Annotated in this window: 12 protein-coding genes; 6 read left to right on the top strand and 6 right to left on the bottom strand. The window is 32.3% G+C overall.

Going from position 1 to position 13,092, the window contains the following annotated elements; all coding sequences use genetic code 11:
* Positions 1–92 precede the first annotated feature (92 nt).
* From EM932_RS05730 to EM932_RS05710, 6 genes are all read left to right on the top strand, one after another.
* The gene (locus EM932_RS05730) at positions 93–1,031 is read left to right on the top strand and encodes a sensor histidine kinase (RefSeq protein WP_170179737.1); all 939 of its coding nucleotides are present in this window, start codon (positions 93–95) and stop codon (positions 1,029–1,031) included.
* 5 nt (positions 1,032–1,036) lie between these two features.
* Complete coding sequence (locus EM932_RS05725) at positions 1,037–1,798, top strand: LytR/AlgR family response regulator transcription factor (protein ID WP_135876222.1); 762 nt, start codon at positions 1,037–1,039, stop codon at positions 1,796–1,798.
* Positions 1,799–1,922: 124 nt separating this feature from the next.
* A complete protein-coding gene (locus EM932_RS05720; RefSeq protein ID WP_135876221.1) occupies positions 1,923–2,744 on the top strand; it encodes an IS982 family transposase in 822 nt (273 codons plus the stop codon).
* Positions 2,745–2,848: 104 nt separating this feature from the next.
* Positions 2,849–4,042 (top strand): SLC13 family permease, encoded by a 1,194-nt coding sequence (locus tag EM932_RS21175; RefSeq protein WP_246040922.1) that lies wholly within the window; start codon positions 2,849–2,851, stop codon positions 4,040–4,042.
* On the top strand, positions 3,984–4,688 hold the full coding sequence (locus EM932_RS21170; RefSeq protein WP_246040920.1) for an SLC13 family permease: 705 nt from the start codon (positions 3,984–3,986) through the stop codon (positions 4,686–4,688). Before EM932_RS21175 ends, EM932_RS21170 begins: the two co-directional genes overlap by 59 nt.
* Positions 4,689–4,751: 63 nt before the next feature.
* The gene (locus EM932_RS05710) at positions 4,752–5,774 is read left to right on the top strand and encodes a S1C family serine protease (protein WP_135876220.1); all 1,023 of its coding nucleotides are present in this window, start codon (positions 4,752–4,754) and stop codon (positions 5,772–5,774) included.
* A 62-nt stretch (positions 5,775–5,836) separates the two neighbouring features.
* Here EM932_RS05710 and EM932_RS05705 read toward each other — a convergent pair whose 3' ends face one another.
* From EM932_RS05705 to EM932_RS05680, 6 genes are all read right to left on the bottom strand, one after another.
* Complete coding sequence (locus tag EM932_RS05705; RefSeq protein ID WP_135876219.1) at positions 5,837–6,268, bottom strand: hypothetical protein; 432 nt, start codon at positions 6,266–6,268, stop codon at positions 5,837–5,839.
* Positions 6,269–6,335: 67 nt separating this feature from the next.
* On the bottom strand, positions 6,336–6,995 hold the full coding sequence (locus tag EM932_RS05700) for an ion channel (protein WP_135876218.1): 660 nt from the start codon (positions 6,993–6,995) through the stop codon (positions 6,336–6,338).
* 5 nt (positions 6,996–7,000) lie between these two features.
* Entirely contained in the window at positions 7,001–8,227 is a 1,227-nt protein-coding gene (locus tag EM932_RS05695) for a phospholipase effector Tle1 domain-containing protein (protein WP_135876217.1), read from the bottom strand.
* Between the two features lie 6 nt (positions 8,228–8,233).
* Positions 8,234–8,848, bottom strand: coding sequence for a hypothetical protein (locus EM932_RS05690; RefSeq protein WP_135876216.1), 615 nt, complete (start codon positions 8,846–8,848; stop codon positions 8,234–8,236).
* 12 nt (positions 8,849–8,860) lie between these two features.
* Positions 8,861–11,971, bottom strand: coding sequence for an efflux RND transporter permease subunit (locus EM932_RS05685; RefSeq protein ID WP_135876215.1), 3,111 nt, complete (start codon positions 11,969–11,971; stop codon positions 8,861–8,863).
* Positions 11,972–11,995: 24 nt separating this feature from the next.
* Positions 11,996–13,087: an efflux RND transporter periplasmic adaptor subunit gene (locus EM932_RS05680; RefSeq protein ID WP_135876214.1), complete on the bottom strand. Its 1,092-nt coding sequence runs from the start codon at positions 13,085–13,087 to the stop codon at positions 11,996–11,998.
* Positions 13,088–13,092 lie beyond the last annotated feature (5 nt).

Raw genomic sequence — 13,092 nt, 5'->3', positions numbered from 1 at the left:
CTATTTTGACTACCAAATATATAAAGCAACTCGTATTAATAAGTATTGCATTACTTATATCGACGCTCTTGACTTTGCCTAGAATTTTAAACATGTTAGGCATTGTAGATGACTTATCTGACGCTTTCACTCCAGCTTCATTAAAAGATGCGTTACTTAGATTTTTATCTTTCGCTTATTTTTCATGGATGTTCCTGCAATTCAATGCAAACACTAAATATTTCTATTCAAATTTCCCTAAACTAACTAGAGGTTTAATGACAATATTAATAAATATTGCTTTATACCTTGCTTTGATACACTTGTTCTTTTTTTTATATTCAAAACTAGTTGGATTGTCTATGCCTGCTCAGGAAAAAGGCTTAGCTTACTTTGTATATTTTATTGTATTATTAATAACGGTCTTTATTGCTAGAATTCTAAGATATCAAATGAGCCTTAAAGAAAATATGATAGCACAAGAAGCTCTAAAGCAACAAAGCTTGCAAAACGAATTAATGGCCCTAAAAAATCAAGTTAATCCTCACTTTCTTTTTAACTCATTAAACTCTTTAAGTGCTTTAGTTAAGGAAAATAAAGATGCTACCAATTTTATAAACAAGCTTTCTTTTATGTATCGATATATATTACAAAGTAGTGAACGAGACTTAGTATCATTAGAAGAAGAACTTCAATTTTTAAAAAGTTATATCCACTTAATTAAAACAAGATACCGAAGCCGTTTCAACATAAATTACAATATTGATGAAAATTTACTAAAAAAAGAAGTTCCCGTTTTAGCATTACAATTATTAGTTGAAAACGCTGTAAAACACAATGAAATTTCGAAAGAACATCCACTGAGTATATGTATATACTCAGATGAGACATATATAATTATTGAAAATGAAATCAGACCTAGAAAAACCTTAGTAGCAGGCACAGGAAATGGATTAGTCAATCTTAACAAACGCTATTATGCTCTCAAAAGGCAACATATTTCGATAAGCAATGAGAATAATATATTTAAAGTAAAACTTTCTCTAAATTAGTAATCATGAAGGTAATTATTGTAGAAGACGAATTAGCAGCAAGTGAACAACTTACTTATTTAATAAATAATATAGATCCCAGTATAGAAATATTAACTGTTCTGGATTCTGTAAAATCAGCTATCGATTATTTCTCTAATCCAACAGAAGCTGTATTGGTTTTTATGGATATACATCTTGCCGATGGTATTTCTTTTGAGATTTTTGAACAGGTAACCATAAATATTCCCATAATATTTACAACCGCTTATGATCAATACGCGATAAAAGCTTTTAAGGTGAATAGTATTGATTACCTTTTAAAGCCAATTAATGAGGAAGAATTAAGCAGTTCTATAAAAAAGTTTAAAACTAAGGCAAACATTGACACAACCTCTTATGATAACATTCAACAATTAGTACAACTAATGAAATCTAAAAGTCAAGTTTTCAGAACAACATTTTTAGTACATCAAAGAGATGAATTAATTCCAGTTAAAGTAGAGGATATCGCTTACTTTTATATTGAAAGCAGTATTATAAAAGCTGTTACACTCAAAAATCAAACCTACATTTTAGATAAAAAACTAGAAGACATTGAAAACGAATTAGACCCCTTTAAATTTCACAGAGTGAATAGGCAAGTTATAGTTAACAAAAATGCCATTAATAACATCAAATTTTACTTTAACGGTAAGCTAATACTCAATGTTAATCCACCATTTAAAGAACGAATAGTGATAAGTAAAGCAAAATCATCTGAAATTAAAGAATGGATTAACAGTTAAATCCTTAGCAATTATTAGCATCGAGGAATTATAAAAAAGTTTTAATAAATAACTCGAGTTTCCTAAAAAAGGAGCATAATAAGTTTTAGTATTTTAGAGTTGCGAAACAAAACACCAACTCAAAATGCTCCATGACAAAGTTATAGGAATCTATTGTATAGTAGATGATATTTTAAAAGAAATGAACCACAAGGAACACAACAACAGGACATTTAGCGATAGTCAAGTGTTATCAACAGCCATAGTTTCCGCTATGATCTTTAACGGTAACCAAACCCAAGGGCTGTCCTACATGAAAAGTCACATGTTTGAGCGTACGATTAACAAAAGCGGTTTCACAAAACGCCTGCATATGCTAAAAGAATTACTGATGACCATTTTCTTGGGTATTGGCAGGTTTTTCAAATACGTGCATTGTGAGATGGAATACATTATTGACTCCTTTCCTGTAAAGGTCTGCCATAATATCCGAATAAGCCGTTCAAAGTTATTGAAAGGCGAATCTTATCGTGGGTATAACGCATCCAAAAGAGAGTATTTTTATGGTTTGAAGGTACAGTTGATTACCACAAAAGATGGGATTCCTGTAGAAATGTACTTGGTAAGTGGAAAGGAACACGATTCGCAGATCCTCCAGCGCATGCACCATGACTTGCCAGCAGAGGGTGCTTTGTACGGAGATAGTGGTTACACGGATTATGAACTGGAAGATCTATTTAAAGAAACACAACAGGTTTATTTGCAGATAGCCAGAAAAACTAACTCTAAAAGAAAGGACAAACCTCACATGGCCTATATAAAGGAATCCATGAGGAAAACTATTGAAACTTCCATTAGTCAGATTTGTAGTATGATGCCTAGACATATCAATGCTGTGACTACCAATGGATTCATCATAAAACTAATATTGTTTGTCATGGCTTTCCAAATCAAACATGTCATATAAATTATTGGAAACTCAAGTTAAATAGTTACTTAAATTTAAATTATTAAGGTTCTACCTTATAAAGTAATGAATTTCATTAATTTTATTAAAAAAAAGAATTATTCATGTTTATACTGTTAGTTATTTTAAGCATAACCATTGTGCTTTTTATTTGGGGAAAATTCACACCAGATATTGTTGCATTAATGTCCATGTTAAGTTTATTTTTATTTGGCATTTTAGATTTAACCGAAACATTAAGTGGTTTTAGTAACCCAACGGTAATCATGATTGCTTCCCTATTTATTATTGGTGAAGGTTTATCACAAACTGGATGGACAGCATTAGCTGGACAAAAATTTGTGAAATGGGCTGGTAAAAGTGTTCCAAAACTGCTCGTGTTAGTTACTTTAGGATCTGGTGTTTTATCTGGTTTTGTAAGTAATACTGGTACCGTAGCTACACTACTTCCTGTTACAGTTTCAGCTGCATATAAAATGGGGACACTCCCTTCTAAATTACTAATGCCTGTCGCTTTTGGGTCAAATACTGGCGGTTTATTAACATTAACGGGAACACCTCCAAATATTATTGCTAGTAATGCATTGGTAGAAAATGGGTTTGAATCATTCTCATTTTTTGAGTTTGCTCTTATTGGTCTACCGTTACTACTCATTTCAATTTTATATTTCCGTTTTATTGGTTATAAATTATTACCTAAAAACACTACTGAAAACCAACATGTAAATATTGATTCTGAAATGCATCAATGGATTGAAAACTATAGTATTGATGAAAATATTTACCGCTTAAGAGTCCGTTCAATGTCTCCTTTACTAAATACCACTATAGGTGAATGGGACTTCGATAATAAATACAATGTTTCAATAATTAGATTAAGAAGACGATTTCCAAATATTGTAAAAGGTGTAAAACCTTATGTTGAATTTCCAACTCCAGATACGGTTTTACAATATCATGATATTATTACTGTAAAAGGAAAAACAGAAGATGTAGATAATATAATTCTGAAGTTTAAACTCAATTTAATTCCTTTTAAAAGTAATAATGATGATTTAAAAGATGAGTTCATAAATCAAGAGGTAGGTATGGCAGAAATGATTGTGACACCTAAATCCCTTTTTTTAGGACATAATATTCCAATGGGGTTATATTTAGAACAAGCTGGTATTCAATTATTAGCAGCCTCCAGGAACAACAAACCGTTAAAAGATAAAAATGTTGCTGTAAAAGCTGGAGATGCATTTATTATTAGGGGGTACCTGGGAACGTATAGAACATTTAAAAAGTGTTTATAAAAACCTTGTGATTTCTGGAAGCCCAGAAAGTATGGCTAAAGATGTAAATAAATTAACCTACAAATCATATATTTCATTAACTATGCTTTTACTAATGATTGTATTATTAGTCTTTAAAATTGTTCCTGGAGTAATTGCAGCTATGGTTTCTGCGGGTGTTATTTTATTAACTGGTTGTGTCCCTATAGCCAAGGCATATAAGGATATTAGTTGGATAAGTGTGGTTATGATTGCGGCTATGATACCTATGGGTATTGCACTTCAAAAAACGGGTGTTGCAGAACTCGCTGCCAATAGTTTGGTTTCTAATTTAGGAAGTATTCACCCTATAGCATTATTAGGGGGTATCTTCTTACTAACTACTGGGTTTAGTCAAACCATCAATAATTCTGCAACAGCTGTACTAATGGCTCCTATTGCTATTATTGCTGCAACTTCTCTAAACCTATCCCCAGAACCTTTTATGATTGTAGTTGCTATTAGTGCTTCAACTGCTTTTTTAACCCCAGTTGGTACAACTACAAATGCTATGGTTATGGCTGCAGGCGATTATAAATTTATGGATTATGTAAAAGTTGGAGCACCTTTACTTCTTTTATTCTTTATTATATCTTTGATTTTAGTTCCCTTTATTTGGCCATTTTGATTTAAGATTTATTTCTTAAAATTTACCATTCATATTTTAATACTTAATATATCATTACTAACTATGAAAAAAATAATTATTATACCTCTAATATGTTTGTTTGCTATAAATTATACAAATGCTCAAGACCTATCTTCTATCTATGAAAAAGTAAGCCCAGCTGTAGTCGCTATATACACTCAGGAAAATAACATTGTTACGCATCCAAACAATGTGTCTCAAACTGTTACAGATAATGGATTGGGTTCTGGTTTTATGGTTTCTGATGAGTATATAATCACAGCTGCTCACGTCGTTAACGTCCCTGAAACTTTGGTCGTCCAGTTTTATGATGGAGAAACTATAGATGCAAAAGTGGTTACATCTTATAAAAGTGCAGATATTGCACTCATTAAATTAGTAACCCCTAAAAAAAATGCAACTACAGTTAAATTTGGAGATTCTAATCAACTAAAAATCGGGCAGCGTGTATTTGTAATCGGAGTCCCTTTAGGCGTTGGTTTTTCTCTATCCTCTGGTTATGTTAGTGGTTTTAAGGGACAAATATTAGGAAAAAACCCTTTTACTAATACTGAGTTTATTCAAACGGATGCGGCTATAAATCAAGGAAATTCAGGCGGCCCCATGTTTAACTTAAATGGGGAAGTTGTAGGTGTTGTTAGTCATATTACTTCTAAATCTGGTGGGTCAAATGGTATTGGTTTTGCCAGTTCTTCTAATCTTGCAGCTCACTTGTTATTGAATAATAAGATGCCTTGGTTTGGTGCAGAACTTTATTCTTTATCAGGAAAAGAAGCTAAATTATTTAATCTGCCTCAAACTAGCGGTCTATTGGTTCAACGTATTGCTTCGAATTCATTATTTGATAAAATGGGCGTAAAAAAAGGCGATACGGAAATAATTATTGGAAAGAAAAAACTAATTATAGGTGGTGATATTATTTTATCTTTTAACAATATTACCTACGATATTACGGATGATGCTTTAATTAAAATAGCAGGTTTCGCGAAGAACCTAATAGATAATCCTAAATTTGAAATGACAGTTCTACGTGAAGGACAAATTATTACTTTAAAATCTAAATAATACATTTTATACCAAAATTACATTGCTATAATTTCGGTATAAAATGAAGGCTTTAAAAAAGTCTATTTTTCAGTATTTTTCAATTTCTTTTTCTGGTTAACACTATACATAATCTTACCGAAGGTTTCAAGGTGTATTACATACTGTTCTGGAGTAAGGAGTGCTTTCATTTTTGTATTCATAGCATCATGCAACTCATTGAATTTTTCAGTCATTTCCTTTTCTGTATAGTTTTTATCCTTGTCATCAAGTCTAGACATACTATGCGTATAAAATAGAAGTGTATTGTAATATTCCTCTCTTTTTTCTTCAGACAACTTCATTTTATTTACTTCCTCATAATAAAAGCGTTGAAGATTGTCATTTTCCTCTGAAGTAAAAATTTTCACTTTATTCTTCTCTTTTTCTTTCTGCTCCTCTGTTATTTTCTGAGAAAACCCGCTAGTCGCTATTAAAATTAAACAAAGTGTTAAAAATTTTGTAGATAGATTCATGGTTTTATATTTAAATTGTTTTGTAATATTTATAATAATTTCCTTAGTACTTAAAATCTTTTGAAGATCATTTTTTAATTGATATTTGATTAATATATTTCCCAACTACAATAGCTGTTATTACAACTAAGTAAATCTGCCCCATTAAACCAATTAAAATAGCAGCCTTATGAGCTAAAGCGTTAACAGGTAAAATATCTCCATACCCAATGGTTAGTAAAGTAATATAGCTGTAGTACATTAAGTTTTCAGTTATTGAAACCCCTTCAATTAAACCTGAAAACGAATTCGGATATGCTATTTCTATACTCAAACATATAAAAAACCCAATCAATCCAAGTGAAATATACCCGCTAATTAGTCCAAAAATAACATGTTTGTCTACTTCTTTTGAATTCCATACTTGTTTTATAGTTTCTAATGTTAGCAGTAAATAGAATAAGAAAAAGATAATTAGATGTAATGCACTAAATAGTTTTTTATACTTTATTTTCGAAATGTCCACGCCAAAACATATTATTGCAATACATAATAACACGATGATGCTCCACATTTTGCGTTTGCTAGCTGAGAACAGAACGACTCCAGCAAATAGATTTAAAATAAAAAGTACTGGAGATATATAACTCTCAAACCAATCTGAGGTAAACAATAAGGCTCCAAATAAAATGGACAATTGAGCGAATAGTAATAACCGAAATCTAAATTGATATAGTTTTTCCAACATAATTTTTATTCAATAACAGTAAAACAATCCGATTTTTTTATATAATTATAACCTCCTATTTCATTTTTATCAAAACACTCACTAAATAACTTTATTAAATTAATTTCATAGGTTTTCAATGAGGTTTTCAACCTTTCTAAAACAGATTTATGTATTTTTAGTTTATCTTTTTTATACCCATTTGTAGAGGCCAACGACGATAATTTCCTTTCCCTCTTGGGTAAAAACAATCTATAAAAACCTTTTCCAGTATCATTGGTAACGTCTAAACTGTTTTCATAAACACTTGTATTTTCAGGCAATAAATTATAACCTTTAAGTTCACTAATCATCCAATTTAAAGATACTCCGCTTATATAAGTATTTCTTGCGCCTCCACCAACATCTGAATGATTTCCAAAAAACCAAACTTCATTTGCTATATTTTCTGGATTTACTTCTGGACATGAAGACACTAAAGCACCATGTGTAAAAAGCACAGGGGTGAAAACAGAACTTCTACTGTCATTAAGAGATAAAGCATGTGATACTTTTTTTATATTACATAATTGATCTACATATTTATTTTTTGGAGTATAATACTCTTCCTCATATTTAGGAATTCCGAGCGCTTCAACAGTATCCCACAATCCCATAAATTCAATTTTATAATCTTCTGGGTTTATGGGCTGTTTTGTCACTTTAAAAACAGAAGCTCTTCGAGCTGTTATATCCTTATCACTTTTATGCGCTTCATAAATTTTCCTAATAAATTTTAAACGCTTATTTTTAGGTATCTCTTTAACATCAACAATACCTGCTACATAAATTAATCCTGCTAAAATTCTGGAAGCGTAAGCGCCTCTACTAAAGCCAAAAATATAAATTTCGTCATGCCTTTGGTGATTATAATTCTCTGCTAAATAAAGATACGCATTACACACTTCCCTTTTAATACCAGATCCAGTAACAATACCAAGAATATCTGCTCCGTTACCAACACCTCTAAGATATACTGCGCTTATATTTGGGTTATTTTGCAATGTCGTTAAATTATATAATTTAGATACATTCGTATAGCTCCTTTCATTATTCGCAGTTCCATCCAAAAAGATGGCTAGTTTCATTGGCGTATTATCTTTTTTTATTGGATTAAAAATAGCAGGACTTGTAACGCCACATCCAAAAAACAAAAATGATATAACTACTATAGTATAAGAAACGTGTAAACATCGAAATCTCTTTTTTACCATAAAACTTTAATTACTCTTAAATTGGTTTCCTACTATTTTAGAAAAACTTTTAAGAATCTTTGCCCCAGATTTAGGGTCTGTAACATCAATTAAACAAACATTTACTAACTGGTTGTCATTTTCTAAAGTAAGATCATAGGTTAGTGCTTCTAAAACATAAGTAGTCGATTTTAATTCTGACATAATAGGCAAATTCTTAGATCCTGAATCACTCATCAATTCAAAAGAAGATTTTTCATTATAATCTTTACTTATGTCATAATCACTATTTTTCGTCTCTATAGTATTTTTCAATGACATTAAAACAATACCGTTCACGCCTTCTTTTTCAAATACTTTTAGAATCATATCAACATCTTCCTGAGTTCTATTGTCATCCTCAACGATACCTGGGAATTTCTCATACATCTCTATAACATCTATTCCATGACTTCTTAATTCTCTGGCAATTGCCGTTTCATAAGATTTTCTAACCTCAAAATCTGAATTTTTAGCGATAACTAAAATTCTATTATCTAAGGTTTTTTCAAAATCTGAAGACTTCCAATAATCCAATAATTTAACACTAGAGCAACTAGGTAATAGAATAAAGAAAAGGATAACGAATCTAAAGTTCTTCATTATAAGAAATATTTAATCTAATAAGTCATCATTAAACTCATATCCCGAATAATTAACTTTATACATGACGCTGTAAAATGCTGGGATAAACAACAATGTAATTACCGTTCCAAACAATAAACCAATCATAATGGTTACAGCCATAGGCTCCCACATTTCACCGCCACCAAGATATAAAGGCACTAAACCTAAAACGGTTGTAAAGGTAGCTAATAAAATAGGCCTGAATCTTTGTAAGCATGCCGCTATGATAGCATCTTGCGGTTTACGTTTTAGTTCGCTTTCTTCAATTTCTATTCTGTCAACAAGTACAATAGCATTATTGATTACAATACCAGCTAATGAAATAACGCCTAAAAATGCCATAAAACCGAACGGTACACCAAAAATTAATAACCCTAATACCATACCAATAACACCAAGTGGAATTGTACATACAATCATGACCATTTTTCTAAACGAGTTAAACTGAATAATTAGTAACATAACTATAATGAATGCAGATAATGGTAAGTAACTTGCCACTGCTCCCATATTCTCTGCTGAACTTTTAGCGTCACCTCCTAATTCATAACTATAGCCTTTTTCCCAAATTTCTTTTTGCTCGTCAAGCCACGGCGTAATAGTTTGCGTTACTTCTGATGCGTTTCCGGTAGTTGTTAATTCACTTGAGACTTTAATCGTTCTGGTTAAATCTACACGCTTTATTTTGGAGTACTGCCATTCTGGAACGATAGTAGCGACTTGTAACAGTGGCACACTTTTTCCCGAACTTTGAGCATAAATATTCAATGTTTCTAATGAAGATAACGATTGCTGTTTACTTTGGTTACTCTTCATTACTATAGGAATGGATTTATCTCCTTCTCTATATTCCCCCGCTTGAAAACCATCTAAAACAGTTTGTAATGAAGTTGCAATGTCTTGATTGGTCACACCTGCTATTTGTGCTTTATTAGGGTCTATATCTATAACAAATTTCTTTCCTTTTGGTCCCCAATCGTCCTTAATATTCTTTGTTCCCGAAATAGTAAACAATTTTGCTTTGATTTCTTCAGCTATACTTGCCAATTTATCGGGATTATCACCTGAGACTTCTATTTCTACTGGTGTTCCGCCACCACCAGAACCAAGTAAACCTACTTTAATATCTGCATTAGGAAAGTTTTCAAAACTATAAGCATCTAACTTTTCAACCATCTCATTATTCACTAAAAAAGAAGACGTATTTATTAAGATATGAGCGTAGTTTGAATTTGCTTCATCTGCATTATATCCTAAATCATAGGCTGATGGCCCTTCACCAATATAAGCCGACCAATCTACTATACCATCTGGTTTATCTTCATTTACTTTTAACTCAGTTTGCATAAAGTTCTCTAGCGCTTTAATAACCTCTGTTGTACTTTCAATCTTAGTACCTTCAGGTAGATTAACATCAACGGTAATCATATTACGATCACTGTCTGGGAAGAAAACAAAACCTAAAAAACCGAACCCATAAATAGAGAGAAAGAACATAAAAACGATTAAAACCAGTACCGATTTCTTCCAGGATAATGCTAATAGAATCAGGTCTTTATATTTGTTCTTTAGTCCGTTAATTAATTTATCCAGGAAACTTACTTTGCCTTCTTCTTTTGGCTTCACTTTTAAGAAGAACACGCAGAACAAGGTAATAATGCTTAAAGCGATTAACCAAGATGATATTAATGCAATAGTGATTACGACAAAAATGGGCCCCATAATATCTCCCATGACAGATTCTGCCATAAAGAAAGCTAAAAACGCTGCGGAAGTCGTTAAGGTTGAAATTAACAATGGGGTAAATAATTCTGAACACGAATCTATTGCTGCTTTTTTAACTGGAATGCCTGCCTCCATTTTCACCATGACAGATTCGGCGACAACAATGGCATTATCTACCATCATTCCTAGTGCCATAATTAATGCAGCTAATGAAATTTGATTTAATCCAACATCAATTAACCCCATGATCATAAGGGTTGTAATCGTTACAATGGGAATTAAACTAGCTATGACCAACCCTGTTCTTATACCTAAAAAGAATAGCATAACTGCCAATACAATAGCTATAGCCTGTAATAAGTTGCCTATAAAATCACTAATCTTTAAATCGATATATTGATCTATGGATGCTAAGCGAGACACGTCTAAACCAACGGGCAATTTATCTTTCCATGCTGCTAATACCACATCTATTTCTTCACCTAACTTGATAATATTAGCGCCTTTTTTTAACGAAACATGCAGTGAAATAGCATCTTTACCATTGATGCGCACTTTTTGTTTTGGCGGATTGATGTATCCTTTTTTAATAGTAGTCATATCTTTTAAAGCGACTACCTGTCCATCTTGACCAACGGGAATTAACATGTCACGGATAGACTCAATATCATTAAAATTTCCTGTGGGCTCTAAAATAATACGCTCTGCTTCTACATTAATGGTGCCTCCTGAACTTAAAATATTTGTGCCAGCAATAATGTTTTGTAATTTATTAGCTGTTAAACCATAGGTTTTTAATCTGGTATTTTCAAATTCTACAAATACACGTTCATCTTGTTCTCCATTTAATTCAACTTTTGCAGCATCTTCCAATTTAATTAAATCATCCCTTAAATCGTCTGCATAATCTTTCATTTCGGAATAGTCAAACCCATCAGAAATTAAACCTACCGCAATACCAAACACCTCACCAATACCGTCATCTTTCAATTGTGGCTGTACATTATTTGGCAGACCTTGAACAGAACTTAATTTACGACGTAAACGATCCCAAACAGGCTGTAACTCTTCTGGTGCTACCTCCATTTTAAGTTCTACCTGAACTACAGAAAGCCCTGTACGTGATGTACTTTTCACCACTTTTAATTCTGGTAGCTCCTGAGCTACTTTTTCGATTTTATCACTAACGAGTTCCTCAACACGTTCCGGGCTTGCACCAGGAAACGATGAAACAATGGATGCGACTCTAATAGTATAAGGCGGCATACTGTCCCTTGATAGGGAAGTATAAAAAACAGCACCCATAACCATAACAACAGCCAGAATACTTAAAACAACACGATTACGATTTATTGAAAATTCAGTAAGATTCATAATTAATATTTTGGTTGGTAGTTATTATTTTAATCTTACGTCTTGACCATCAAGTAAAGTTTGTAAACCCGCAGTAGCTATTTTATCGCCATTAACTAATCCTTTTTTCACCTTAAAACCGTCTGTCGTTAGTTCGCCTAATTCAATGTAGCGTTTATTTACTGTTCCGGTGATTTTATCTTTAGTTGTAATTAAAAAAACAAAACGCCCTTTTCCATCTTCACCAACTGCTTTTACTGGGATAATTAATGATGTATCAGATGTATTTGTTGTTTCTGAGAAATTAAAAGTAACATCAGCAGCCATACCAGGCTTAATCTCGGGATCTGGTATATCTAAAAATATCGCTGTATTATACGTTGCAGCTTCTGGGTTAATTATTGGAGCAACTTCTGTAACAGTGCCATCAAATACTTTGCCCTCAATTGCCGAAAACTCTAATTTAGTTTTCATACCAGCTGCAGCTCTATTCACAACATTTTCCGGTAGTCCTACTTCTATTTTTATGTCTTTACCAGCATTAAGAATAGCAAATACATGCCCCGCCGCTACACGCTCTCCCACTCCTCCATCGGTATCGGCAATCAAACCATCTTTCGGTGCTTTAACAACACCATAACTTAATTGTGTCGCCTGAATACTTTTATTGCGCTTTGCCGATTCATATTGATCTAAGGCTGTTTGATAAGAATTCTTGGCTGCTTCATAATCACTCAACGAATTACTTCCTTTTTCATATAACGATTTAATCCTATTTAAATTAGATTTGGCGGTATTCATAGAAGATTCTGCGCTTTTTAATGCCGACACACTTTGCTCATAAGCTAAGCTTGCTTCCACATTATCTAATCTGGCAATAACATCACCCTTCTTTACTTTTGAGCCTTTCCAATGATTCACCTTAGTAATAATACCTCCACTTCTAAAACTCAAATTAATAGCATCTCCTGCTTTAGCTGTACCACTAAACGTTCTTATTTTATGAGCGTCAACATCACCAACTACGGCATACTTTACTGGTCGTAAAACCACCTCTTTAACTTGTTTCTCTTCTTTACAGGAAACAAAGGCAATTAAACTCAAAATTGTTATTAAGGTATATCTTTTAATCTTCATAATGC

The sequence above is a fragment of the Flavivirga rizhaonensis genome, from assembly GCF_004791695.1.
Lineage (GTDB): Bacteria > Bacteroidota > Bacteroidia > Flavobacteriales > Flavobacteriaceae > Flavivirga > Flavivirga rizhaonensis.
The sequence above is the reverse complement of the archived record's forward strand: the minus strand, read 5'-3'. Positions and strand labels throughout refer to the sequence as shown.